General features: G+C 62.6%; 15 protein-coding genes. 3 read left to right on the forward strand and 12 right to left on the reverse strand.

Annotated features, from left to right (window positions below):
* Positions 1-48 precede the first annotated feature (48 nt).
* Entirely contained in the window at positions 49-2703 is a 2655-nt protein-coding gene (locus AB4Z38_RS03905; RefSeq protein WP_441428497.1) for a LuxR C-terminal-related transcriptional regulator, read from the reverse strand.
* A gap of 441 nt (positions 2704-3144) precedes the next feature.
* Between AB4Z38_RS03905 and AB4Z38_RS03910 the strand changes: the two genes are divergently transcribed.
* The gene (locus tag AB4Z38_RS03910; RefSeq protein WP_441428498.1) at positions 3145-4212 is read left to right on the forward strand and encodes a hypothetical protein; all 1068 of its coding nucleotides are present in this window, start codon (positions 3145-3147) and stop codon (positions 4210-4212) included.
* Between the two features lie 140 nt (positions 4213-4352).
* Here the strand turns inward: AB4Z38_RS03910 and AB4Z38_RS03915 are convergent, their stop codons facing one another.
* Both AB4Z38_RS03915 and AB4Z38_RS03920 read right to left on the reverse strand, forming a co-directional pair.
* Positions 4353-5732 (reverse strand): glycosyltransferase family 2 protein, encoded by a 1380-nt coding sequence (locus tag AB4Z38_RS03915; RefSeq protein ID WP_441428499.1) that lies wholly within the window; start codon positions 5730-5732, stop codon positions 4353-4355.
* Positions 5729-6910: a polysaccharide deacetylase family protein gene (locus AB4Z38_RS03920; RefSeq protein WP_441428702.1), complete on the reverse strand. Its 1182-nt coding sequence runs from the start codon at positions 6908-6910 to the stop codon at positions 5729-5731. The genes AB4Z38_RS03915 and AB4Z38_RS03920 overlap by 4 nt, the downstream gene beginning before the upstream one ends.
* On the opposite strand from AB4Z38_RS03920, the gene AB4Z38_RS03925 reads away from it, so the two are divergent.
* Both AB4Z38_RS03925 and AB4Z38_RS03930 read left to right on the forward strand, forming a co-directional pair.
* Positions 6858-7172: a hypothetical protein gene (locus AB4Z38_RS03925; protein ID WP_441428715.1), complete on the forward strand. Its 315-nt coding sequence runs from the start codon at positions 6858-6860 to the stop codon at positions 7170-7172. The two genes, AB4Z38_RS03920 and AB4Z38_RS03925, sit on opposite strands and share 53 nt — an antisense overlap.
* Positions 7173-7661: 489 nt before the next feature.
* Positions 7662-8831: a chitinase gene (locus tag AB4Z38_RS03930; protein WP_441428500.1), complete on the forward strand. Its 1170-nt coding sequence runs from the start codon at positions 7662-7664 to the stop codon at positions 8829-8831.
* Positions 8832-9020: 189 nt separating this feature from the next.
* On the opposite strand, the gene AB4Z38_RS03935 is transcribed toward AB4Z38_RS03930, so the two are convergent.
* From AB4Z38_RS03935 to AB4Z38_RS03975, 9 genes are all read right to left on the reverse strand, one after another.
* Positions 9021-9797, reverse strand: a complete 777-nt coding sequence (locus AB4Z38_RS03935) for a hypothetical protein (protein WP_441428501.1) — start codon at positions 9795-9797, stop codon at positions 9021-9023.
* Between the two features lie 120 nt (positions 9798-9917).
* Complete coding sequence (locus AB4Z38_RS03940) at positions 9918-10922, reverse strand: dTDP-glucose 4,6-dehydratase (RefSeq protein ID WP_441428502.1); 1005 nt, start codon at positions 10920-10922, stop codon at positions 9918-9920.
* Positions 10923-10953: 31 nt separating this feature from the next.
* Positions 10954-12336 carry a nucleotide sugar dehydrogenase gene (locus AB4Z38_RS03945; RefSeq protein ID WP_441428503.1) on the reverse strand — a complete coding sequence of 461 codons (1383 nt, stop codon included), beginning with the start codon at positions 12334-12336 and terminating at the stop codon, positions 10954-10956.
* A gap of 494 nt (positions 12337-12830) precedes the next feature.
* Positions 12831-15512, reverse strand: coding sequence for a LuxR C-terminal-related transcriptional regulator (locus tag AB4Z38_RS03950; protein ID WP_441428504.1), 2682 nt, complete (start codon positions 15510-15512; stop codon positions 12831-12833).
* The gene (locus AB4Z38_RS03955) at positions 15509-18304 is read right to left on the reverse strand and encodes a LuxR C-terminal-related transcriptional regulator (protein ID WP_441428505.1); all 2796 of its coding nucleotides are present in this window, start codon (positions 18302-18304) and stop codon (positions 15509-15511) included. The genes AB4Z38_RS03950 and AB4Z38_RS03955 overlap by 4 nt, the downstream gene beginning before the upstream one ends.
* A 212-nt stretch (positions 18305-18516) precedes the next feature.
* The gene (locus tag AB4Z38_RS03960) at positions 18517-21276 is read right to left on the reverse strand and encodes a LuxR C-terminal-related transcriptional regulator (protein WP_441428506.1); all 2760 of its coding nucleotides are present in this window, start codon (positions 21274-21276) and stop codon (positions 18517-18519) included.
* Positions 21254-23974 (reverse strand): LuxR C-terminal-related transcriptional regulator, encoded by a 2721-nt coding sequence (locus AB4Z38_RS03965; RefSeq protein WP_441428507.1) that lies wholly within the window; start codon positions 23972-23974, stop codon positions 21254-21256. The genes AB4Z38_RS03960 and AB4Z38_RS03965 overlap by 23 nt, the downstream gene beginning before the upstream one ends.
* A gap of 289 nt (positions 23975-24263) precedes the next feature.
* Complete coding sequence (gene pth, locus AB4Z38_RS03970; protein WP_441428508.1) at positions 24264-24848, reverse strand: aminoacyl-tRNA hydrolase; 585 nt, start codon at positions 24846-24848, stop codon at positions 24264-24266.
* Positions 24849-24984: 136 nt separating this feature from the next.
* Positions 24985-25557 (reverse strand): 50S ribosomal protein L25/general stress protein Ctc, encoded by a 573-nt coding sequence (locus tag AB4Z38_RS03975; RefSeq protein WP_441428509.1) that lies wholly within the window; start codon positions 25555-25557, stop codon positions 24985-24987.
* Positions 25558-25895 lie beyond the last annotated feature (338 nt).

The raw sequence follows: 25895 nt of genomic DNA on the forward strand, positions 1-25895 counted from the left end.
ATTGTCCCACCAATCGGCTTCACTGCCTTCATCCGCGGATCGTTGGCCCTACTCCTCCGGTTTCGCCAACTCGTCCCACAGTTCGGAAAGCTTCTGCCTGCGCGACACTCCGAGCTTGCCGTAAACCCGCTGCAGGTGGGCGTTGACCGTGTTCACGGCGATACCCAACCGGGCAGCCACCTCCGCGCTGCTCAGCCCGGAGGCCACCAAGGCAGTCACTTCGCGTTCACGCTGGGAAAGCTTGACGACGCCGGGAAGGACCGAGGACCCGGCCTCCGCACTGGCCGGGTGAGGCTCGTCAAAAACGAAAGCCTCCTCCTGGTCTGACGCTTGCTGAGGTTCACCTTTGCTTAGCTGTCCTGTTCCCATTTCCTGTCCCACTTCCTGTCCCGACGGCATCCCGGACTCGACGCTCCACACCAGCTCGGACACTCCGGCCCCCAGCTGCCGGTCTCCCCGGCTGCCGGTACGGGCGGCCAGGCCGAGATTCAACATTTCGAGCGCCCGGTGTCCCTTCTTGGCGGCAGAACCGGCAAGTTGCACCAGTTTCCGGTGCGAGTGTTCTGCGCCAATCAGCACTGACCGGGCGGCGGACGAATAGCTTTCGGCAAGCTGCGAGGCTAGATAATTCCCACCGCTGACCCGCGAGTCGTAGGCCGCCAGGGCTCGACGCACCTGGTTGACATCGCCCAGCAACCACGCAGCCGCGGCAAGTCCGCCGAGGGCCGGTGGCAGGAGCCCCTCAGGGTCGGCTTCATCCAGCCGCGCCTTGGCCTGGCGGAATTGTTCACACGCCAGTTCCAGGCTCCCCTGCCTGGCAAGTACGAGTGCCCTGTACAGATGCGCAGACCCGCCGAAATAGCTCATCCGGTTGCTGAAGCTTGAACTGCCGGCGCAGAACATTTCGGGGCCACCCCATTGCCCGCGCCAGATCAGATTGGACCCGTGGATGGTCAGCACAGTGGAGTGGAAGTCCACGGGGCACCGTGGCAGCCGCCCCACGGCTTCGAGGGCCAGCGTCGAAAGAGCGACAGCGTCCGCGAATCGTCCGCTGACGGCCAGCCCTTGGGAGACAAGCGCCATCAATAGCACGCTGGCCTGGGTGGGCGGTGGTGGATGGCGCTCCGTACGCAATCCAGGATCGACCAATTGGCTATGGCAAAGCCTTTGGAACAGCTCACCGTTGGCTGAAGGCCAGCTACCGTTCTGGGCATCTAGATACAGCTGGAGAACATCCAGTTCGTCCCGGACGGCAGACTCGTCAAGATGGCCTGGCTCGCCCGGTTGGATGCCGACGGCGGCAGCCTCCAGCCGCCGTCGGGCATCCTGGAGGACCGCCTGCAGCACATTGGCTCCGGGCGATGTCGGCAAAAGCGCATGCAGCAGAAGCCATACCGCGTGGGCGAAATCCAGAGTCAGGGCATCGGGGGTGTTTGCCACCAAACCCTTCAAGACCCTGACGGCCCCGGGGAAATCCCTTGTTTGGTAGAGCGCCCTTGCCAGTTCCACACCTGCAACCAGACCGAGTTCCGGCGCCCGCACCGCTTCCGCGGACCGCCGGGCCCTCCGATTGTCGTGGATGTCGTTTGCGGCAATGGCCACGGCCAAAAGATCGGCGTCGGGCACCGGCAAGCCGCTTTCCTGTTCGAGGTCTACGCGACGGAACAGCGTCCAGAGCGAGTCATCGGCAACGGGTGAGGACGTTGCGTAGATGCTCCGGCGAAGATCGAGGATCCGTGCAGCTCCCAGCTGCTGCCGGGCCAACCTCCCCTCGATGGCGTGGCTGAGCGTTGCCGTCCCTTGGCTGTCTTTCTGGATACGGATCGTTCCGTCGCCCCGCAGCGCTTCGATCGCCCGCTTTTGGGCAAGTTGATCAAGGACGGCCAGCGGTATCGGCTCCCCCACCGCCAGGATGTCCACGACCTGCCGCTGTGGCACGGAATAGCCCTCAAGCCGGTGGCGGGTCAGCTCAAGCGCTTGCGAACCGTCCATGCGGATCGGTCCGGACAACATCCAGGAATCAGCCTGCTCCACGATCTCGCCGCGCGCTGCGGCTTCGTCCAGAAGCAACTTCGCGGTCTGCAGGTTGCCCCCGGTGAGGGCATGGATGTCCCGGACCAGGCTGCGGGCAGCACGCCCGCCGAGGCGATCGTCAAGGAATTCGCGAAGCTGCTCTTCCGTGAGGTCATCCAGCGTCACAACGGAAAGCTGCCGCGAAACCACAGACTCCATGAGTTCCATCCTCAAGGGTCGGTCCGAGCGGTGTGTGGCAATCAGGCGGATGTCCGGTTCAACAAGCAGCTGGCTCAGGAGCCAAAGGGACATGTCATCCAGGAAATCGATGTTGTCCAGCACCAGCAAGGCGGCGGATCCGGAGGTCGCAGCGCCCCGCACTGCTTTGCGGCAAGCCGCCACGATGGAACCCGGCCACACCTTGTCCCTGGCCGGCAGGTCCGGAACAAGCGCCATGGCGATTCCAAAGGGAATATCCGCGAATGACTCCGAGACGTTGTGGGCGATCACGCTGAAGGACCCGGCCAGCACTGAAGCCGCGGCGTCCAAGAGGGTGGTCATTCCGGAGCCCCCCGGTCCCGAGATGACTATCCCGGCCGGTTCCGGCCCTGACAAGGCAATAACAATCTCCTGGAGCTCGGCTGCCCGAATAATCGGGGGCGAGGTGTGGGTCCCTTCGGTATCGTCCATGGTCCTGTCTCATCTTCGGGCCGCCGGACACACGTTCCTGACGGCTGTGGCACGGACCGGTGTCATTTCCAAACGTTACCTCCGGGTTTCAGCCCTGGATTGAGTGGTAACTACTTGGTTTTCCGGGGCTACTAGCGCGGAATATCCCCGCTCCACGGGGCCTCCAGGCCAGGTGCCAAGGCTTCGTTTCCAGCCCGGATCCCGCACCGGATTTGCACCCTCTGTTACCGCCCTGTGATCTAACTGTGTAAGCTGGTGCCGCAAGAGTAGGTTCTGGCTGGCTACTTCTGGGGAGTTGAAGCGCAGCCGATTTTCGTAACAACTCTGTCGTGACACACCATTTGGCCGTGTACGACGCTGCGGCGTGTTCGGCTGCAGATCGCCTTATCCATTGCCCAGGTCTCGTATGTCTATGTCCCCAACAGATATGTCACCCAAAATATGAAACACCTGTTCACAGCACTCGTCGCCGTGGCGCTCCTTGCCTTCGGCGGGTTCGCCACCATTTCAGCTGTCCAGTCATCGCACAAATCCTCCTATCAGGCCGGCGACCGCGGTTCATCTTCGCGGCCGAGCCCGTCGCCTTCCGCTTCATCCGCGCCAACGCGCACCGCGACGCCGACGCCGACGCCCAGCAATGTTCCGGCCGCGGCGCCGTCGAGCACACCCGCTCCAGCCGCGCCCGCTCCAGCCGCAACAGCCGCCGGCGCGCCCGCACCAACAGCAGCGCCCCTGCCTGTCACGGGAACATACCCCCTGCACACCAACATCGTGAGCACCACCTTCTGGGTAGGCGAGATCTTCAATGCCAGCCTCTCGGACGGCTCCCAGGTGTGCTCCACCTACAACGGCCAGTGGGCTCTGCAGCACACTGGCGTCAACATGGGGGCCACTCCGTCCAGCGCGAGCGGTTGCCCCGGCAGCACTTACGGCGGTTGCGACGGAGTCAGTTCCGGCACCGGCACGAGCTTCCAGTGCGCCACGGAACAGCGCGTAGCCAGCAACGGGTACTTCCCGCTGCACCAGCCCAAGCCCTTGCAGAACCCGTTCTATTTGGATCTGCCTTACGACGACGTCAATGACAGCGTCGCTTTCGCTGAGCGTTGCAAGGTGATTCCGTGGGCCGCCGCGGACAACGCCAAAACCGGCGTCAACCACTGTGCGGACTCGAGCTACAGCTACATGAAGAACGCATGGGTCCAGATCACCGGACCCAATGGCGGCGTTTGCTACGGACAAGTTGAAGATGCCGGCCCCTCGAGCGGTTCCCTCTACCACGATTCCGCCTACGTGTTCGGCGCGAACAACGCCCGTCCTGCCAACAAGCAGTTCTCCGGCGACCCGAGCCAGGGTGCTGGCATGGATGTATCCCCTGCCCTGAACGGCTGCTTGGGCTTTGCTGAGCTGAACGGCGACAATGACCACGTATCGTGGCGTTTCGTTGACCGCGCCAGTGTGCCGGCCGGTCCGTGGCTGAACGTTGTCACCACTTCGGGAGTCACCAACTAATATCCCGGGACCCCCGGGTCAGCAGGATACTACGCAGTCGTGGAGTGTCGGACGCCCATGCCACACAGCCGCAATGGCTGCCTGGCATGGGCGTCCGCGTGTCCGCTTACTAGGTCAGCGACTGTCCCTGCGACTGCGTCCTAGCCGGTCCGAACCACGGAAGGCCCCGGCGTCGCGATTTCCTGGGGTTGGCGTTGGATCCTCCGGACGGGGCTGACCCAGACTCCTGACGAACTCGACGAGTACGCCCTGGGCAAGACCTGAAGGCAAATGACTGCGTCCAGGATCCGCATCAGCGGAAAGAAGGGTGCCATCAACAGAAAGCGCGGGTTACGCATCGAAACAGCGGCAAGGACTGTCAAGAAGAGGTCCGGCAGGAAGACGCCAATGAGAACGTCCTGAGGGCGCAGGACACCTGACAGAAAGATAAAGACCTCCGATCGATTGCCGAAGATCCACACCTCGATGGCAGCGACGGACGATAGCAGGAATGCCGGCACCAGAAGCACGAAGAAGAGGCAACTGGCTACGAGTTCAACAATGTACAGCCCCAGGACAAACCAGAATCTGCTGAACTGCAGGCCGTGCCGCCTGACGGTCTGCCAGAAACCAAGAATCCACCGCCGCACCTGCTTGATGTAGTCCTTCAGGTTGTCCGGATCCTGGGTATACGCAACAGCCGCGGAGGGATGGAAGGCGATACGTCCCAGTTTCTTCGCATGGATTTCAAACGTCATGTTGAAGTCTTCGATCACCAATCCCGGCGCCAGGACCTCTATTTTTGCGAGCGCGCTGGTTCTGTACATGCTGGCAAATCCAGGCACGATGGAGACGACATTGGCCCCTTGCGCCGCTTGGCCGTATTTGAGGAGCAGTTGGACCACGATGTACAAGCGCTCCCGGTAGGCCACCAGGAAACGGCCGATCGCCGTCGGAGGTGCCGGGCTCATGATCGACTTGGCGCGTCCCGCGACGGCGACCACCGTGGGATCGTCAAACAGCGGCAGCCCCGTTTCGAGGTAGTCCGGCGTCGGACGCGTGTCTGCGTCCAGGAGCATGACCACTTTGAACCGCCTGCACAGATCGAAGTGGGCGATGCCCGCCGCGAGTGCCCCTGCCTTGCCACGGTTCGGTTCGAGGTCAAGGACCTTCACCCCTGCGGCCCGCGCAATAGCCGCGGTGTCATCAGTGGACATGTCCGAAACGACGTGGATGTTGCGTCGAGGGACCAAAGCCGACGCGGCGAGGATGGTCTCCCTGATGACCAGGGCCTCGTTGTGGGCCGCCACGAGGACCGCGACATTCGCCGGGGAGATGCGCACTCCCTTCGAACGATGGCGGCCCCGTTGACGTCGAGGGATCGGCGCCTTGCCGCCGCGCAGCCAGGCGATCCACCCGCGGATCCGGTAGGACACCCCCCGGGCGCGCCACGACTCCTCACCCGCCAGACGGACCAGCCCGGCAAGCGACCAAAAGATCGTGCTTACCCCCAGAACCAAAAAGATCGAAAGAACTATCACGGCGACGGAGCTCCCACTGTGTCGTACATTTCGTAATCATCGGTAGCAAGCTGGCCATCGCTGAAGAGGTTCATTCCAAAGCTGATGGCCTCGGCTCCTGCCGGAACGGGCGGCGTTTCCCAGATCGCCTGCTCGTAACTGGTGTTGGCCGCGAACCACGGACTGGCCGTCCAGTAGGTCCACGTGCCGAGCTTGTTGCGGTAATACACTTCAAATTGGGTCTGCGCGGTGGACTGGTACCACGCCCTGAGCGAATAGCCGTGGCCCGCGCTCACGCTCGGAGCGCATGCTCCGAGATCGAGGACGGGAAGCAGTTTTGCGTCACCGGACGAGTATTCGGTCACGTCCAGGCGGCGGGCCACCGCACCCGTGTGTCCCGGGGTCAAGGTGCTCAGGACCACAGCATTCTTGCCGTACGACGACACCTGCCAGCATTGCGGCAAGCCATACTTTCCGGCGATTTCCAGCCCCGGATTCCGAAGGGCGTTCGTTCCCGGTGCTGCCGGCGCCGCCACGGGACCATTCACCACGGGTTTCGCCACGCCGCCGATCACATCATGTACCGTGCGCACGGCCATGGTCCCTTGTTGGGTCCTGGCCGCCAGCCAAGTGGCGAATTGCTCGAACAACGCGGGGCTGATGGAGCGGGGACTGCCGCTGTTGTCGATGTCGTAGAAAGTCAGCTGCAACCAGCCTCCGGCCTTCTCGGCCTGCACCACAGTCGCCTCAAGGTCGGCCAACGTCCAGTTGCTGCCAACCTCTGATGTTGCCCGTGTCCGGAACAGGTCGGCGGGGCGGACAGTCTCTGCTGCCGCGCAGCCCACGCAGTCAATGGGTGTGGTTATCTCGCCGAGGCCTCGCGCGCTGTTGTAGCCGCAGGCAGCGACCAACTCCTCCGACTTCGGCGTTGAAGCCGCAAATGGATAGGCAAAGGAGGTGACCTTGAAGCCCCAGTCCGTGAGGTTCGCCCGATCGTTGCAGATCTGCCTCGACGCTTCGTCCGGTTCCACAGAAGTCACATCGGCAAGGGTGACTGTATGGCCACCGATCTCGTTTTGGTCCGCAGCGAGGCTATGGAGATTGTCCGTTGTCATGTAGTCAGGTGCGCCAACAAAACCCGAGTCGATGAAAAAGGTGCCCCGAAGGCCGTGGTCCTTCATGATCCGGGCGGCGTCCATCTGGCTTGACCGGCCCGCATCGAACGTCAAGCTGACAGATGAGAGCGGGGCGACCGAAGGCGTGGGGCTGCTGTTTCCGGACCCGGACCCAGAAGGACCCTGGCTTCGGCTGATCAGGGACGTTGCCCCTGTCAAGAGGAGCAGCACCGACACCCACGAGGCAGCCCATAGACCTGCCCGCTTCCTCGAAGTGCGGATCGGGCCGGATGCGATGCCCTTCCCCCGGGGACTCATCGCCAACCCGCGCTGCCGTGGTTCCTGAAGGGGCCGGTGGCGACTGGGGGAAGCCTCGGTCTCAAAGGCTTATTCACCACCGGCCCCCGCTCAGGGGCCCTCCCTATGAGGGCGCGCCGCCGTTGGGCAGCACCGTCAATTGGCGCCAGGTCTATGGGAGGGACCGTGCTGTATCCCCCAAGAGCAGTCTCGAACTCCAGGCAAACGCCTTCTCGGATAAATCCGCCGCGTCCTGATGCCGCTCGGACCAGAGCGTCCGTTTCCATTGCGAGACCTGTCTTTCCCCCGTTGCCCTCAACCAACTGACACCATCAGCGTATGAATCAGGACGACGACGGACACGAGTAGCATCTACCCGTCTTTACACTCAACCTTGACGTCCGGACAGCGTCACTACTCGTGCCCTGCACGCGGAACACGGGGATCAAACCCCGGGGCGCGGACGGGGGCGAATCCGATCTGTTCGTGGTCAAATGGTGCAATCAGGGCAGTCGGAGTTTAAGGATGGCGGAAGAGAGTGTCCAGGAAACAGGGAAGCGGCACTTCCGTTGCGCCTGAGGAAGGCAGTGCGCGGGACATCCGCCGTTCGCCCTCCCCCGCCAATGGACCTCGCCGCCGGCTGCCAGCCTTCGCCCGGGCTTGCATTGCCGCAGCCCTGGTGCTGGTGCTGGTGGGGATCGGAGGCTTGCTCGTGTGGCGGTTGACTTCGGACGCAAACGGCTCCCTCGGACCACCTTGGTTTTCCGGCTACGTCGACGTCACCGTGGTCCCTCAGTACGCTTTCGAAACACCCATGGGCGACGGCACCAAGAATGTCACGCTGGCGTTCGTGGTGGCACTGGCGGGACAGCCCTGCACACCCAGTTGGGGCAGCACCTACAGCCTTGATGCCGCGAAAAATTCGCTCGATCTCGAGGAACGCATCGCCAAGCTGCGGTCGAACGGAGGCGCGTTCGCTGTGTCTTTCGGCGGCTCAGTGAACAGTGAGCTCGCAAACTCCTGCCAGGATGCAGCCGATCTGCAAAGGGCCTACCGGGCCGTCCTGGAGCGCTACAACCCCGAGACCATCGACTTTGATATCGAGGGCGACAACCTGGCGGACAGTGCAGCCTGGCAGCGCCGGGCCGCAGCTATCGCTGCCCTCCAGAAGGAACGGAGCAGGGAAGGTCATGCCCTCTCAATCTGGCTGACCCTTCCGGTGACCCCGCAAGGACTGACCGACGCCGGAACCTCCGCTGTTGACCAGATGCTCGCCGCCGGTGTCCAGCTGGCGGGGGTCAATATCATGACCATGAACTACGGTTCAAGCCGGAGTGGATCGCAAAGCATGCTCGACGCCGGAACGTCAGCGGCCCAGTCCACCCACGATCAGCTCAGCATCATCTATCAGCGTTCAGGAATTACCCTCAACAGCGAGCAGATCTGGAGAAAGATGGGGTTGACTCCCATGATCGGCCGGAACGACCTCCCGGGCGAGATATTTGACCTTGATGCGGCTCGCGGGTTGAACTCCTTCGCCATCAGCAAGGGGGTTCAACGAGTGTCCATGTGGTCCTTGAACCGGGACATGCCGTGCCCGCAGGACACTCCGGAGGATCCGGCCAACCACGTGTGTAGCGGGATCGATCAAGGAACCCAGCGCTTCTCCGATTTGTTGAGTGCAGGATTCCACGCCAAACTGCCTTGACCTCGCCGAATAACAGAGGATCATGCTTGGATTGGACGTTCCATCCTGTTCTCGTTCTTGGCTTCTGACGGGCGGGCGAGGTGCCTCCCGTTGCCGTGCCGAAACAGCTTCTTAAGCCACTGCATGGATACCTCCAGTTTTCGAGGGACTGCCTGTACCGGATTGCTTGGACGGCCCCGGCGGCCGGTGCTACTTCACTTGGCTGACCGTGACGATGTTCAGCCATGGTCCCGCGGGAACCTGGTCCCGTGGCACGAACTGCCAGTCGACCTTGTCCGACTCGCCATCCAGCTCGGAGAAACCAAGGCATCCGTTGAGCGCCGGCGAGACGTCCATTCCGGCTCCGTTGAAATTCTTGTTGGCTGGACGCGCATCGTTGGAGCCGAAAACGTAGTCCTTGTCGTGATACTGGCCCGGACCGGCATCTTCAATCTGTCCGTAGCATTCTCGGTTGCCCATCCGAATCCGGACCCATTGGTTCTTCATGTAACTGAAGGAACGGTTCTGGGCATTGCCTGCGAAACCCGGATCGTTGGCCCACGGGATGACACTCGCCCGTTCCGCGAAGGCGGTGGGATCGTTGATGTCATCGTAAGGAAGATCGAGGTAGAACGGGTTCTCCTTCGGAGTCATGCTGGTCGGCGCGTAGCCTTTGGCCTGCGTTCTCGACTCGGTCCGGCAGCCGTTCGTCACGACGCCGTCACAGCCTCCGTAGCTCTGCATCCATTGGGAGTCGTAAGTGGACATCACTTGGCTCCCATCTGCCGCGTTGGGGTCAAAGATCTCGCCAACCCAGAAGGTCGTGGACACGATCCCGGTGTGCCAGGGATACCGGCCGGCTGTTGTGGCTGATTGGGTCGGACTCGGGCTCGGTCCACCGCACGCTGCCGTCAAGAGGGTCAAGACCGCAAGTGCAGCAACTCCGCCCCGGCTATGATGCCTCGGTCCGGATGCTGAGCGATTCACGTCGTGCTCCTGGAAAAGGGTTCGTCGGATCTTTCCTTGGACAAGGGCAGGCGACCGGTTAGTGCATACTCCACTCACCCAGCCGCCTGTCCTTAGCTGTAGGTTATGCCGTCCCTTCGATCAAGACGCGAGGGTGATCTTCCAACCTGCGGGATCCAGGACTTTTGCCGGCTTGTAGTCGGCCGCGACGTTGAGGATGATTTCATCCAAGGTGGTCTTCGGGTCGAAGCCAACCAGCCCGAAGGACTTGCTGTTGTCCGGAACCCGCCGGCGCATGTCCTCGTAGCCTTCCGAGTACGCCTGCTCATAAGGCACCAAGGTGATAGCGCTGCCGCTCCCAAGGAGTTCAACAATCCTTTCGGCCAGCGTCAGGATGGAAATCTCGTAGCTGCCACCGAGGTTGTATGCATTTCCGTAGGCAAGCGGTTCCTCGGAAATGCGGACGATGGCAGGAACGATGTCGCCGACGTAGGAGAAGCACCTGGTCTGGTGGCCGTCTCCATAAACGGTGAGGGGCTCACCGACGAGCGCCTGCCGCACAAGTCGCGGAACAACCATTCCATAACGACCTGTCTGCCGCGGACCGACCGTGTTGAAGAGCCGCACGATGGCAACCGGCAACCCGAATTGGCGCCAGTATGCATGGGCGAATGCCTCGTCAATACCCTTGGCCGCGGCGTAGGTCCACCGGGATTTGAGCGCGGATCCCAGGATGCGGTCCGCTTCCTCCGAGAGGCTGTCCGAGGTGTTCTTGCCGTAGATCTCGCTTGTGGATGCCAGCAACAGTGAGGCACCTGATTCAAGGACCGAGTCCAGGACCACTTCGGTGCCATGGATATTCGTGCGGAGGCTCTCCAAGGGGTGGTCGACAATCAGATTCACGCCAACCGCGGCTGCCAGATGGAAGACCCTGTCGGCACCCGCCACCACCTTGTCCACTGCATCACGGTCGAGGATGGTGCCCTCGACGAAGTGGAAGTTCCTGTGGCCGATGACGCCTTTGAGATTCTCCAAGCGTCCGGTCGACAGGTTGTCCAGCACGGCGACTTCGTCCCCCGCCGCCAACAAGTGCTCAACAAGATGGCTTCCTATGAACCCGGCACCGCCGGTTATTGCTGTCTTCATTACTCCTGCTTCCGTCGAAAACCTGGTGGATCTAGAGCCGGGTTACGTTGTCGGCCTTGGGCAAGCGGTACGTCGTGTCCAGGACTGCTGGGGCTCCGGCCAACCAGTGAAGTTCCATCTGGCTGTGCCTCGTGTGCAGGATCACCAGATCCGCACCCCAGTCGGCAGGCGACTGCTCGGATTGGAGTGTCCCGCCGTGACCATCGGGAGCCGTCTGGCACCAAGGATCGGAGAATGCCACTTCCGCCCCATCGGCAATCAAGGCGGCAATGATTTCCAACGCCGGGGATTCCCGGAGATCTTCGACGTCGGGCTTGTACGCGACCCCGAGCACCATGACGCGGGCACCGGCAACACCGTGGTTGCGGTCCGACAGGATACGCCGGGCCTTCTCCACCACCTGGTGCGGCCTGCCTGCAATCCCGGCCATCGCTTGCTCGATCACCGGGGCCGTCAAGCGGGCCTTGCGCAATTGCCACAGCAAGTAGTGGGGGTCGCACGGTATGCAGTGTCCGCCGACTCCAGGACCTGGGGTGAACGCCATGAATCCATACGGCTTGGTGGAAGCCGCATCGATAACGTCCATGACTTCCATGTTGAGTTCGTGGCAGATATCAGCGAATTCGTTAGCCAAGGCGATATTGACAGCCCTGAAGGTGTTCTCCACCAGCTTGGTCATTTCGGCGACATCCGCCGACGGTACAACGTGAACCAGCTTGGTGCTGGCGCTCAGAAGCCGTTCGGCAACTTCGCCGCAGGCCGGGGTCACTCCGCCAACTACCCGGGGGACGTCTTCGTGTGAGAACGAATCCACGCCAGGGTTGATGCGCTCGGGCGAGAAGGCCACGAACACGTCACGGCCTGGAATAAGTCCCCTGGCAGCCAAGGGCAAAGCCAGAAGGTCGCGCGTGGATCCGACGTACGTTGTAGAGGTCAGCATCAGCAACTGGCCAGTGGTGGCGAAATCGACCACCGAGGCACAGGCCGCCCGGAGAATCGAGAGGTCCGGGACCAAGTACTCGTCTACGGGGGTGGGAACGCACACAACCACGGCCGCCGCGTGGGCAAGCAACGACAAATCGCTGCTCAGCATGAAGGTCGGGTCCAGCAGCGCGTTGCTGAGCCGCTCCCTGTCGGAGTCCAGAAGATCTGCCCGTTGCTCCCGGATCACGGCCAGGCGGGCGTCGGACACGTCAAGGCCGAGAACACGCCGACCCGAGGCGTTGATGGCCAGGGCCGTGGGCAGGCCGACATAGCCCATGCCTACGATCGCCACGTCGAAAGTAAAAGCCTGGTCCTGTGTGGTTGTCCGTGTTCCCGCGCCCTCCGGCCAAGCTGGTGCCTGCGTGTGCAAGGACTGCGCGTTCCCGCTGGGCTCTGCCTTGAGGGTCTTTACCTTCGTGTTCGGTGCCATGGTCAGTCGACCTCCCGGTGCCTGTTGTCTCCAGTGTGAAAGAAAGCCGGCGACGAAACGGGACGTGCCCTGGTCTCAGAGGGCACATGACCGCCCGCCGCCGGCTCGATTGTGGGGGTACCCGCCGAATGCGGGAGACCGGTTGCATTGGAGTTGACTTCTCGCCGGATTACCGGGTGGTTTTCCTGAAGCAAAGAATTCTTCCTGCGTTTCATCTCGAGACCCACTTATCCCCAAATGAGTGGCGGTTGCCATCAGGAAAAGCGTATTAACGAACCCCTAGGGCGGGCGCGAGTGGGCTCTACCCGTCTTTGGATACGCGGCCCCTTCCGAGGCCATTGACTACCCGTCCGGGCACTTTTAACCACTCGATTCAGTACTCGCTTTGAGGCCTCGCGCCCTTTGCGTGCCCTTTATTGGAGAGCACGACGGCGGAAGGCGGCTTCCGGGAAGCGGCCACCCCATCGCAGGGGGCAGATGAGTCGCGCGGGCGGCTAGCCCACGCCCTGCGTGCCGTGGGCACCGTTCATCAAGTCTTCCCGGTGGCTGATGCCAAGCTTGGCAAACATCCGGTACAAGTGACCTTCAACGGTGCGCAATGACAGGCCCAAGCTGAGCGCAATGTCCTTGTTGCTCGATCCCGACTGCACAAGCGTTGCGATTTCCTGTTCGCGCCTGGTCAGCTTCTGGAGATCCGGAGAGCCGCCTTCAACCGCCGGTCCGGCCTTGTCGAGAGCCGCGGTGCGGCGCTTGAGGAGTCGCTGTCCTTCGAGCTGGCGCGCCTTGTCCCCTCTGCTTTCCAGGATCCTTAGGGCGTAGCTGGCGCAGTCGGCGGCGGCAAGCTCCAGTCCGTCCTTGGATGCCGAATCACTCAGCTCAATGAGGCGATCAGCGTCTTTGTGCGCGAGGGCAAGCCCGACACTCAAGGCGAACTCCGCAGTGCGGCCTTCGCTGCCCTCGGCCACTGCTATCAGCCGACGCGCCACACCAGGGTCACCCAGTCTCAGGACCAACATCAGAATGTCGATCTCAGCACCGATAGCTCCGTCGGCGGCCGCGGAATCCGCAAGGGACATGAGTCTCGCGATCGCCGTTTGCGTTCCGGTATGCTCGGCTCGCGCCACTGCCGCATGACCTTGTGCCAGCAGCGACGGGTGCACGCCTTCCCGGATCAATGCGTCGTATTCGCTTGAGTACGTCATCGCAGTGTCCCGGCGTTTCAGGATCGACGCCGCGTACGCGGCGGCAGCAACGGCGTCGGGCAGGTCGCTTCCCATGTCGGAGACCCGCAGCATGCTGACCGCCTGGCGGAGCCGTGGCAACGCCACCCCCAGGTCTCCGCGGCGCAGTTCCACCATCCCGGCAGCGAGGTGGAGCATCCCTCCTGAATAGATCAGGGAGTTCGGTGCTTGGGAAACATGGTTCTTGAGGAACGTTTCAAGAACACCGAACTCGCCTGCCTGTTGCAAGGCCAGGATGTAGCGGCGCATCACCATTCCTGCATACTGGAGGCTCCAGTCGCCGCTTGAGGCGACCATCTCCTGTATCTCCATCAGAATCTGGATGGCGGAAACCGGCCGTCCCGTGACCGCCATGGCCTCTGCGAGGAGGGTGCCCGCCACAAGGCGGGACTCGTCGTCGTCCGCTTCTTTCCAGATCTGGCGGAGTTCCCGCTCCGTCTCGATGTAGTGGCCTTCGGTTTGGAGGCCCTCCAGCGAAAGGAGCCTGCTTCCCAGCTTCCCGCGTTCCAGCTCATCAGGGTCGATGCCCTGGCGGGATTCGGCGAGCCTGGCCAGGGCCGCCTCCCATTCGTACGCTGCCTGTTTGATGGCGTTCGGCCCGACGCCTTGTCGCCCGGCAAGCTGGGCCGCCAACATCGATGCCTGCCGGACTGTCCGCGGATCATTTGTCCGATCCACGACCCCGGCAAGCGAGGACACTGCACCCCTGATGTCGCCCCGGTACCATTTGGCGCGCGCCACCTCCACCTGGGCTGCCAGTCTCAGGGAAGGATCCTTGATTGCTCCGGCTACCCGTTCCACGTAGCTGGGGATGAACAAGCGGTTGGCCAGCTGGGCCGCTTCCAAGATGTCGGAGTCCGGAACCTCGGTGCCCGATTCCAATCCCCAGGAGACGTAGCGCAGCAGTCCGTCCATGGTCTGCGGCTTGGACTCCATGAGGTTCACGATGCGCCGCCGGATGGTCATGCTGTGGGCGGTCGGGACCAGCTGGCGGATCACTTCGCCAACCAGCGGCTGGGCCAGCCGGACATGCCGGGCGGGGTCGGACGCGATCTCGATGAAATGCAGCTCCTGCAGTTCGTCCACGGCGCTGGAGTCGCTGGCCTGTTGCACTACGTTCAGCGGGACAGGCTCCGCCAGTGCCACGGTTTCCAGGGTCTCACGCTGTGCGGCGCCCAGCATCAGGATCTGGTTCCGGACAAGGTCCATCAAACGCACGCTGGTGCCCCGAAGCTCGCCCGAAAGCATCCAGGCGTCGTTCCGGCAGATCAACTGGCCCAAGGACTTGGCGTGCTCAATGAGTTCCAGCAGGAACATCGGGTTTCCGCCGGAGTACTTGCTGAGGACGGCGCTGGTACCTTGGACGACGGGCGCATCCAAGGCCTGGGCGCAAAGTTGGTTGACTTCCTGCTCGTTGAGCGGCTGCAAGTCGAATCGGTCCACGAGCCCCTCGGACCACATCGAGAAAACCTCTGCTGGCGGCGCGGGATACGGACGGCACAAGAACACGACTTTGGCGGCTTCCGCCGCCGCCAACTGCGCCAGGACAGCCACGCTGCTGTCATCGATGTGGTGTGCGTCCTCGACGATCAGGACGGCTGGTGCCGGATGCGGCTGGCCTGCCGGGTTCAACGCCGCGACTACGGCCCTCAGGACCGACAACGGTTCATTGATCTGGCCTGGGGTCAAGGCTGTCAGCAGTGGTGCCAAGGCGGCAAACGGTACAGAGGCCAAGGTGGGACCCGCAAAGACCCTGAAGGGGCGGACACGGTGCCCCAATTCATGGACCACTTCGTTAATCAGCGCCGTCTTGCCGATGCCTGCGTCGCCGAAAAGCAAGACTCCGGGGCCGTTGACATCGAGAAGGCAGTCGACGACGGCTGCCATCACGTTGAATCGTCCTACGAGTGCATCAGCCGAAACCACCTCAGTCATTTCGCACCACCTTCGACGTTGCCAAGCGCGAAGCTCAGCTCGGAGCGTTCCACGATTTTCAGCTTGCCGAAGATCTGGTAGAGGTGCCCCTCCACCGTGCGTACTGAAACATGGAGCTTCGCGGCGATACCTTTGTTGCTCTCCCGGTTCGCTGCCAGCCTGGCGATCTCCATCTCGCGGGCCGTCAGCTTCAATCCCTCTTGGTTGCCGCTTTGCGGGGTGCGCAAGCGCTGCCTGCACGTCTCCGCGAGCTGGCGCGCCTTCCTGAGGACCGTCTTGTCCAACTGAACCTGGTCCATGTGCAAGACGGTCTCGGCGATATCGAAGGCGAACCTGTCGTTCTGCATGTCTTCGGCCAACCGTGCTGCCTCAAGAAGAAGCTCTGCGCTTCCGGACATCGTCGCCCGTGCGTACGCAACGCAGAGTTCGGCGAATCGTCCCTGGCAGCGGAGGGCCGAGTCCAACAGCCTTGGAGCGGCTGCCACCGCGCCGAGCCGGACGGCTGAACTGAGGCAAAAGATCTCGTGACCGGGGGCACCCTCGTCCCGGTCGGCGTCGGCCAGGCGGAGGAGCTCCTCGACGGCGGCCTCCGGGCCGTTGACTCGATCCCGGGCCAACGCCGCGAGGTACCTCTTGGTCCGCTCCTTCCGCCACGTCGGCCGGCGCAGCTGGGTGGAAGCTTCCTTCAGGTAGCGCAAGGCCTGCTCATGGTCGCCTTGCAAGGCCGAGGCGTAGGCCGCTGCCGTGCAGGCGACATCCAGCATGCCTTCGTTGTCCTGGACCCGCAACTGGCTTATCACCGGAATGAGCGCTTCCAAACCGTCCTGGCCCCGTCCCTGGAGGCACCGGAAGATCGCTTTGGGAAGATCGATCGCTGTGGGCAGTGCCTCGGCCGCTGAGACCAAGAGGTCATCGCCGGGTTGGACCATCTCCCCCTCTTTGTCCCACCGCCCGGCAAGTACGAAGGCGAACCGCAGCCGCGATGTGGCGCGTCGGGCTGCGGCGACCGAAACAGCGGGATCATGGCAGTCAGCCGTCAGCTGTTCCGCCATGTCCGCCGCCTCGGATTGCCGTCCCGTCAGGGCCCATGCCTCGCACAGCCAGCTTCCGGCAAGGAGGCGGAACTCGGTGCCGTGCGATTCAAAGTCTTGAAGGACCTCTTCCAGTCTTGCTGCCATTTCAGCGTAGGAACCCGAATAGCTGGCTGCCTGCGATTCGGCCAGGACAAGCTCCTCCCGTAGGGTGGCCATGTCCTGCCCTTCGGCGGCCGTGGTCGTTTCGTCTTCGAGCCGCCGACGGACGTGTGCCAGCGTCTCGCAAGCTTGGGCCGTGGTTTCGGGAAGGGCCAGAAGGACCACGGCCTCGGCCAGCTTGAGCCGGACCCATTCCGCAAGTTCTGCAAGGGTGGCGCCATTCCCGGGTTCATCCAGCTGAAGACTCAGCAGGTCCCGGGCCCCGGCGACGTCACCGAGTGTCATCATCGCACGGGCCTCCTCGGCTACTGCTCCCGGCACCGTCGAGTGGCCCGGGATGGACCGGACCAAGCGCAGGGCGAGCCGCGCATCAAGTTGCCGGTTCGCCATCGCGGCAGCTTCAAGCGCTTCTTCCCTGCCGAGCTTGGCTCCGCAGTCCAATGCCCAGGCGGCCATGGATAGCAACATCGAGCGTTGGCCCAGGGCCGGATCCATCGACTTAAGGAGCAGGCCCCGGAGTTCGTTGCTGCGGCCGGGGGGAACGTTCGCCCGGACTACGTCACCCACAAGCTGGCTTTGGAGCCGAGCCATCCTGGGCAGCGAATCGTCGACCACGAGGACGCTCCTCTTCTCAAGGGAATCCACGTCGTCCGCCGATGCGAGTGCCAGCAGGGATTCCAGGGGCACGGCCCTGGCCAGTGAAAGGACCTCCAGGACTTTGCGCTCACCGTCGCCCATTCGCCCAAGCCGCGTGGTGATGAGGTCGGTGATTGCCCTGCCGTGCTGTTCGCTCCGGGATGTCAGGACCCAGACGCCGTCGCTTTTCAGGAGCGAACCCGATTCGGCGAGCTCCGCCGCGAGCATCTTGAGGTAGTGGGGGTTGCCCCCGCTGGCTGTCCACAGGGCATGGGCGCCGGACGGAGAGACCTGTGCTCCCAGCCCGGCCTCGAGCCAGGCGTGCGATTCGTGGAAAGTCAGTGGTTTGAGGTCTATCCGGCGCAAGAACCCATCGCCGCAAAGCCGCGTGATCTCGCCGCCGAGCCGCTGCGGGTCGGTGCAGGTGAGGACAAGCTGCGCTGTGCCGTTCCTCGCGAGCTGGGCCACTGTCATCGCCGCCAACTCATCAAGCTCGACCGCGTTTTCAATGACCAGGTACACCGGCTTTCCCTCGGAGCGCTCACGGAGCAAATTGGTGAGCGCCGACAACACCAGGACGGGATGGGCCAGGTATCCCGGGTCAAGATCGCTCAAAAGGATATTGAGGGCGCCGTACGGTGATCTCGCCAATGCTGCGCTTCCGCGGATGACGACGACGAACGAGCGCCCGCGTAGTTCGTTCACGGCACGAGTAGTCAAATAGCTCTTGCCGCTCCCCGACGGCCCCGTAACAAGGACGCCACCCTTGGAAGCTGCTAGCGCAAGCGCAATGTCCTCAACAGCGGCTCTAGGTCCAATCGGCGGCCAGGCCGTCGAAATTACCGATTTGCCTTCGGTTCCTTCAGGCGAGGACGGAGCCGAAGATGCGTCGAATGCGTGGTACCGGGACCCGGTCCCGGACCGAACGGCATGGACCGTAGATGCACTGCCTGCTGTCAACATGAGCGAGACCCCCAGTGATCGAGTGGTGACACCCCCCAATTAACCAGCTGGCCGTCAGGCCCACACCAGTAGTGAGTACTCGACTTTCTTACTGCCGCATACTCGTATGCGGGTGTGAGTACCTTTGCCCCGGGTGGCGGGTACTCGTCGCTGGCAGTGGCCCCCGTTCGAATCGAGAGTGCACTACTACTGCCCTGAGGCCATTCCGGACTTCAGCTTGTACTCGACGTTTCCTGAGCGACGGCAGCGGCCCCTGCAAGTTCGTCCCTGCCGGTGATCCCCAATTTCGAATAGCACCGGTACAGATGCCCTTCGACGGTCCGGACCGAGATAAGCAGCGTGTCCGCAATCTGCCGGTCGCTGAGGCCCTGGACCGCAAGATTGACAATGTCCCATTCCCTCTTGGTCAGCTTTGGAACCACGGACTCGTTCTGGGTTTCCTCGCTGCCCTGGCCCAGTTCTTCGTTGCAGCGCGCCAGGCCCGCGCGCGCAACGGCACTGAGCTCTTTGGTGCTGCCGCGATCCGGTGCTGCCAGCGCGAGACCATAGGCCTTCGCGGCTAAATGGTAGACGGTGGCCGCCTGTAGCTTTTCTCCTGCGGATAGATACCGGGCAGCACCCCCGGACTTAAGTGCCCGCCCGTATTCGGCGAGCGCTTGCGCCCATTCGCCCTCCGTTGCAGCCGCGGTTTCACAGAACCGGTCCAGCCTGCTGAGGTCTCCCAGGCCAAGTGCAAGCTCCAGGGCATGAAGTTCAAGGTATGTGGCGTTTTCCTTCGCCGCGTTGTCGGCGTTGCGGTGCAACGCCTCCAGGCCGGAGCCGTCAGCGTTGAGGAGTTCCAGTGCGGCGTCGAAAAAACCGTTTGCCTGTGACGCGAGAAGGTGGGTGCTGTGTTGTTCCCAGGCCTTGTAGTCCGCCCGGAACCGTTCGGCTTCAGTCAACCCGGCGCCGGCTGCGGCATAGAAAGCCATGGCAGCACACAGTCCGAAGAGATTCTGCGGATCGCTGTCCCTCAAGGCTTCGAGTCCCGCAGTCAGCAACGGCAAGGCGTCGCCGGATTTTCCCTGCCTGATGGCAATGTACCCGGCCACCACGTAGGCCGCCCCGCCGAAGGATGCCATCGAGACACCCGACGATTCGTAGTACCTGTCGAGGAGCTTTTGTGCGTCGGCCCAGTCACCTACAGCCAATGCGCAAATGACGAGGCGGGCGGAGATGAACTCGGGGATGAAGAAGACATCGTTCTCCTGCGGCTGCACAAGGGCGGCAGCCTCGAGAACCAACAGCCTTGCCTGACGCCCGCGGCCGAGGGCGCATAGCATTTCTGACTTCAGGGCCAGCGCCAGGGCCCTGAATAGTGGGGCCAAGGAGCCTTCCACTGTTCCCGACTGAAGAAGCACGCGCTCCAGTTCCGGGCCGATCCCCTCGTAGTCGCCGTCCACGGAGCCGGCAAGCAACCCGATCATGGTGACGGCGAGCGGCACCGCGGCTTTCGCGTCCGGCGTCCGCTGGCCCTCGAGGCCAGGCTGCTGTTTGCCCCATTCGCGGAGCCCCTCGGCCTCTGCCCGGATCAAGGAAGCGGACTGCCCGACGGCGGCACGCGTGACCGCGCGCAGGAGGCTGGCGGATACTACGTGGGAGGGCCCGGCGTCGCCATCCACTGTTTCGGGGGCCAAGACTGCCGCGGCCTCGTCCCGGCGGCCGAGATTGAAGTATGACCGGGCCATAACCGCCTGAGCAACCGATTGCCATTGCGTGTCCCGCACCGCAGCCGCCATGCGCAATGCCGTCTCGCTCTGCAGTAGCCTCGCCGAAAGGACCGCGGCCCGGATCAAAAGACGATCCGGTACGTCCGCCCCGCAGTCAAGTGACCACGTCACCATCCGCAACAAGGAATCCGGGTTGTCCTCCAATACATCCATCCGGGAGATCAGCTGCCGATGCAGTTGGAGGCTCTGCGCGGCCGGGACGATGCTCCTGAGCACCTCTCCGTAGACCGGATTGACGAGCCGGAGGGTTGGCAACCCATTGCCTGCCGGCTTGATCAAATGCTGGTCCACCAGTTCCTGGACGGCCGCTTCTCCGGCGACGACGTTAATCAACGTCTCGTCCGCCGGTTCTGCCAATGCAATCAAGCTCAAGGCTTCCCTGCCCGCGGCCGAAATGCGCATCAGCTGAAGTTTGACAACGGCCTCCAGCTTCACCGTGTGGACCGGTGTTGCGGCCGTCTTGAGCCAAACGCCGTGTCTCTGGACGAGGGTACCCGAGCTCTCGGCTTCGCGGACAAGGGTCTTCAGAAGAAGCGTGTTGCCCCCTGCCTCGGTCCAGAACCCATGGCTCGTGCTGTTCAGGACGATTCCCCCGAGCAATGCCTCGCACAGTTCGTGGCCTTGCTCAGCAGTCAATGGCTCCAGGTCAAACCACTCGGCAGTTCCCTCGTGCCACAAGCGCAAGAGCGGCCCTGGAACTCCCGGCCGTGGAACGCAAGCGGCCACGATTTTGGCCCATCCTGCCTGGACAAGCTCCGTCAGCATCGCGCACGTGGCATCGTCCAAGTAATGCGCGTCATCGACGAGCAGCAAGGCTGGTCCGGTACCCACGCGGATGGCCTCGAGGTGATCCCAGAGTGAGCGAAGCACAGCGACCCGGGAGGATATGTCAGCAAGTGAAAGATGGGAAAGAAAAGGCGCCAGCACCCCATACGGGACAGCGGTCAGTGACGGACTTCCGTGAATCGGAACGACCGCAAGTTCGCCACCAAAGACGCTGCCCAGCCGGGCCAGGAGAGATGACGCGCCGAGTCCGGAATCGCCCACGATGAAGACGGCCGAACAATCATCGGTCCGGATGGCGGCTGTAATTCCAGGAAGCAAATGCCCATAGTCGAGCCACGGTTCAGGCGGCCTTGTACCGCTTTCTCCGACATGACCGTGCACCACCGCAGCGTTGTCATGACTGCGCGGTTCCTTCAAGCTCGCTCCTCGATGAGATTCCCATTTTCGTGAAGATTTGGTAGAGGTGGCCTTCGACCGTGCGCACGGAAACTTGCAACTGGTTGGCTACCTCTTTGTTACTCAACCCTTGACTGGCCATCTTTGCAACTTGACGCTCCCTTTCCGTCAGTTCGGGTCCAAAAGTGTGCGGCGTCAAGGGCAGCACCGGCACGGTACCGACCAGGCGGTCCAGCCGTTGCTGGGCCAGCCGGGCAGACCCGGAATCGCCGGCTTCCCGGGCGATGTCCAAGGCCAGGACGGCACAGCGCGACTCCACCGCATCCAACTTGAGTTCCTGGGCGACCGAAGCGGCAAGAAGCAGCGTCTTCGGGTCCTTCTTTCGGGTTCCCTCCGCCACCATCCGGTTCACTGCCGCCATCTTGCCCTGGCGACGGGATGAGACCTGCTCCAAGAGCAACAGCTCCTCCTCGGTGCCGTGGACGGTCGCGCCGAATAGGCTGATGGATGCCGTAGTGATCCGTCCCTTCGCCAAATCCCGGTTGGCAGACTCGATGAGGCTCTGCTTCGCCCCGGGATCCTTCAGCCAACGCCTTGCCATCTTGACGCAGAATTCGGCCATCCAGGCGGGAAACCACGCTGTTTCCCCTTGTCCCTTCTCAGCCAATTCGAGAAAAGTCCGGGATTCCTTCACGTCGCCGGCCTGGGCGTAGGCAAAAGCGAGCGCGGAGTAGGCCAATGCTGGTCCGTAGTAGTTGCGTCTGATCTCCAGCTGCGCCTGGGCCCCCAGCAGGGTGTCGATCGCGACTGAAGCCCGTCCGGCATAGGTGTAGGAAACACCCAGGGCAAGTTCGGCGGCACCGCCAAGGTAGTGGATGTTCTTTGGTTGCTGATCGAGGGTCGCCGTCAGCATCCGGGCCAGTTCTTCCCACTGTCCGCTGCAAAGGAGTGCGGCAAACAAGCCTTCGGACAACCAGTTGTGCAACCGCGGCCGCGCCTTTGCCCGCTGTATCTTGTGCTTCAACTCGCGCGCGAGCTCGATGGCTTCCATTTCCCTGCCAAGTACTGCCCAGGCCATGGTCAGCAGGCTCCCGCAGCTCAACCTTTGTTGAAGATCATTGCCATCCCGGTACTCCTGCTCCAAGGTCTCTGCAACTTCGGCATACTCGCCCTGATGGACCTGGAGCTCGAAACTCGCGAGCCTGAGCATCCCGCATGCCCGGCCAATCTCCGTGGCATCCGCTCCGACTTCTTGCGACCGGCGGGAAAGATCCTCCCCGGCCTCAGCGATCAGGCCGGGTACCTGGAGGTGCCCACCCGGAATCCACAACAGCGCACTGCAGAGCTCCTGGACATAGTCCGCATAGTCATACGCCGGGAGGCGCCGAAGCTGCCCGGGCGTCACATCCTTCAAAGCTGCCACCGCAGCCGGGTGCTCGGCCAGAATGACGTGGGAAACGCAGCGTTGCTGGGCGGCAGCCACCCATTCCTTGTCCTCGCGCCCGATCTGCCGGGCGCATTCCAGGGCGAACCACGGATCGAATTGCCTGTTCGCTGCCGTCGCGGCCGCCAGGGCCACTCCGGGTTCAAGGGTTTCGCGGACATTCAGCGTCGAAGAGGCAAAGCCCAGGAGTGCCTCGGCATCCAGGTCCCAGGTAATGCTGCCGATCACCCCGGCGGCGAGCCGCCGCAGTTCATTCCGCCGTGGCAGGTCCATCCAGCCCCGAATGACCTCACCCATGTACTCGTCGCGCAGCGCCACCCGGCGGGCACCTGACGGTTCGATGCGGAGGTAACCGGACCACTCCATCTCCGCAACCACTTCGGGTTCCAGGACGTCCAACAACACGGCGAGTGGGGCCGTTCGAATGAGCGCAAGTAGCTCCAGCGCTTCCTGGACCGCAGGGCTCTCCCGGGCCAGGCGCGAGCGGACCAGGTCGGTCAGGACTTCCGCGGAAGAAAGGTGGATTTCGCCCTTCATTGCCCAGACCTGTCCGGCCAGATGCAGGTTGCCTGAGCGGAGCTGTTCAGTGACGATGGCCTGGAGTACCAGGGGATTTCCACCGCTGGACGCGTGCAAAGCGCTTGCAGCCGTAGCGGTCACTCGTTTTCCAAGGACGCCGCTGAGCAATTTGGCAACTTCCGCGCGGGAAAAAACCTGAAGTTGAACCTCGTCCAGGAGGCCGTCTTTCAATAGCCTGACCAGGTCTTCCGGCATGTCGGTGGCTTGGCGGACAGTGACAAGAACTTTTGCTGTCCCGCTGATTAACAAGTGCACCAAAAGGGCCGTGCTCATGCTGTCCAAAGCGGGAAGTTCCGAAAGGACCAAGAGCACTTCGCGTCCCGCGGCGTCCGAACTTATCAAATGCGAGATGCCATAGATGATTGCGCCAGGGGAATCTGCGGTATCGACGGGCAACCTGGCGAGCAGATGGGCCAGCGCCCCAAACGGAGTAGTGACGTCTGTGGAGCCGTGGAGGTGCAGTACATGGGTCCTTGGAGTGAGCCGGGCCTCTACCGAACGGGCAAAAGTCGCTTTGCCGACGCCCGGCGCGCCAACCACTACGACGCCGTACAACGACGGGTCCCCGAGCGCTTCAATAACCGTGTTCTGGAGATCCTGCCGGACCAGCGACGACCATTTTCGACGTTCTGCAGCGCCCAGGGCTTGCCGCTCCGTTGCGGGTCGCTCTGTTTCAGACTCCGGTGTTGCTCGCAATTCAGATCACGCTACCTTCGCAGCTCTGGCGGACGTGACGTTCAGCGGGTCGTTGGCTTTTGAATTTCCTCTTCACCCCAGCAGTGATTTGCAAAGTATCATAGCGATCGGCGCGAATCAATTAGTCAGCGGACGAACCATCAGGGCACTTGTTAACCACTGAAATGAGTGCACGAGTCAACTGCTTGGGCCCACGCTAGCGAGGGGCCCCAAACGAGCGAGCGAGTTTGGGGAGGTAGCGGGGAGGTTCCCTGGTCGAGCGAAGCGAGGCCGAGGGAGGAGACACACCCTAGGCCTTGACGGGGTGGAACTTCTGCTGGGCGGCAAGCAAACCTTCAGTCATCAATACCTCTACGGCATCCGCCGCTTCATCCAGGAGGAATGGAAGCTCTTTCTTCTCGGAGACTCCAAAATCCCTGAGGACATAATCCGCGGTGTCCATCCTCCCGGGTGGCCTGCCGACCCCCACGCGAACCCGCAAGTAGTCCTTTGTAGCCAAAGCCTTGGAAATATCCCGCAGGCCGTTGTGCCCGCCTTCCCCGCCGCCGATCTTTAATTTAACGGTGTTGAAGGGAATATCAATTTCGTCGTGGACGGCAATCACGTGATCCGGAGCGATGTCGAAGAACCTGGCGAGGCCGGAAACGGGTCCCCCGGAAACATTCATGTAGCTCATCGGTTTCGCTAGCACTACGCGTGGCCCCCCGATGCCGAGCCTGCCCTCGACCACCTGGGCCCGGGCCTTGTGGGCTTTGAAGCTTCCGCCCATGCGCGAGGCAAGTTCGTCCAGGACCATTTGGCCGACGTTGTGGCGGTTGTGGCTGTATTCGGCGCCGGGATTGCCAAGGCCTACGATCAGCCAAGTGTCTGTCATGGAGTCATCCTAGGGAATCAAGAGAGTGTAATGAAAAAGAAGTGGCCGGGCCCTTCCGGGACCCGGCCACTCGCAAAGGCAAATGCCTCGATTAGTCGGAACGGCTAACCAACCGAACGACTAATGAAGAGAAAGACTACTCAGCGGCAGGAGCTGCCTCTTCTTCGGCCTCCGAAGTGGCCTCCGAGATGTGGATGACGAGCGTCTCCGGATCGGTAAGCAGTTCCGAGCCGCTCGGCAGGACGATATCCGAAGCGTGGACGTGCTCGCCCGCCTTGCGGCCTTCGATGCTGATTTCGACGAAGGTCGGCAGGTGGGTGGCCTCGGCTTCGAGGGAAACCGTGGTGGCTTCCTGGTTGGCGACTGCACCAATTGCAGCTTCACCGATAATGTGGACGGCCACGTCAACGGTCACCTTTTCGCCCTTGCGGACGGTCAGGAGGTCGATGTGCTCGATGATCTGCTTGATCGGGTCGCGCTGGATGTCCTTCACCAAGGCCAGGTGCTCTTCGCCGTTGACGTCAAGGGCCAGCAGTGCGTTGGAGACGCGGACGGCCAGGGTGGTGGCACGGCCCGGCAAGTTGACGTGGAGGGGCTCCGCGCCGTGACCGTAGATGACGGCCGGAATCTGGCCGGCTGCACGGGCGCGGCGGGCGAAACCCTTGCCGAATTCGGTGCGCAGTTCTGCTGCGAGCTTCTGCTCAGACATGTGTACTCCTTGATTACTGTGGCGCCGGTAAATTGCCGGCAAGTCGATCAGCAAGGGCGGAGGTCTGTAGTGACCTTCCACGCCCGACGGAATGGGAGCCGCTGAGCAGCAGCTTCAGTCCGCCTTCGTTGAAGGAGATTCAGACCCAGTCGATAACGGAGACCCGCAATCCGGTTTTAACGCGGATGTGCTCTCCCTCGCCAAGGTATCCCCAAGAGTTTAGCAGCCGCGTCCCGCCAAAGGGAAAACGGCCCCGGCTCGACCCAAGTGATCCCCACCGCCACCCTCGCCTCGCAAGTCCCCACCGGCTCCCAGCCTTCGCAAGCTCAGGCAGGGAC

This window comes from Arthrobacter sp. 2RAF6 (assembly GCF_052115205.1).
GTDB lineage: Bacteria > Actinomycetota > Actinomycetes > Actinomycetales > Micrococcaceae > Arthrobacter.

What these genes read in the sequence shown, in the direction of transcription:
- AB4Z38_RS03950 (WP_441428504.1), bottom strand. Translation starts at nt 15,512, where the DNA reads ATGACTGAGGTGGTTTCGGCTGATGCACTCGTAGGACGATTCAACGTG.
- AB4Z38_RS03920 (WP_441428702.1), bottom strand. Translation starts at nt 6,910, where the DNA reads ATGGACGCCGCCCGGATCATGAAGGACCACGGCCTTCGGGGCACCTTT.
- AB4Z38_RS03910 (WP_441428498.1), top strand. Translation starts at nt 3,145, where the DNA reads ATGAAACACCTGTTCACAGCACTCGTCGCCGTGGCGCTCCTTGCCTTC.
- AB4Z38_RS03945 (WP_441428503.1), bottom strand. Translation starts at nt 12,336, where the DNA reads ATGGCACCGAACACGAAGGTAAAGACCCTCAAGGCAGAGCCCAGCGGG.
- AB4Z38_RS03975 (WP_441428509.1), bottom strand. Translation starts at nt 25,557, where the DNA reads ATGTCTGAGCAGAAGCTCGCAGCAGAACTGCGCACCGAATTCGGCAAG.
- AB4Z38_RS03955 (WP_441428505.1), bottom strand. Translation starts at nt 18,304, where the DNA reads ATGTTGACAGCAGGCAGTGCATCTACGGTCCATGCCGTTCGGTCCGGG.
- AB4Z38_RS03905 (WP_441428497.1), bottom strand. Translation starts at nt 2,703, where the DNA reads ATGGACGATACCGAAGGGACCCACACCTCGCCCCCGATTATTCGGGCA.
- AB4Z38_RS03925 (WP_441428715.1), top strand. Translation starts at nt 6,858, where the DNA reads ATGAAAAAGGTGCCCCGAAGGCCGTGGTCCTTCATGATCCGGGCGGCG.
- pth (WP_441428508.1), bottom strand. Translation starts at nt 24,848, where the DNA reads ATGACAGACACTTGGCTGATCGTAGGCCTTGGCAATCCCGGCGCCGAA.
- AB4Z38_RS03940 (WP_441428502.1), bottom strand. Translation starts at nt 10,922, where the DNA reads ATGAAGACAGCAATAACCGGCGGTGCCGGGTTCATAGGAAGCCATCTT.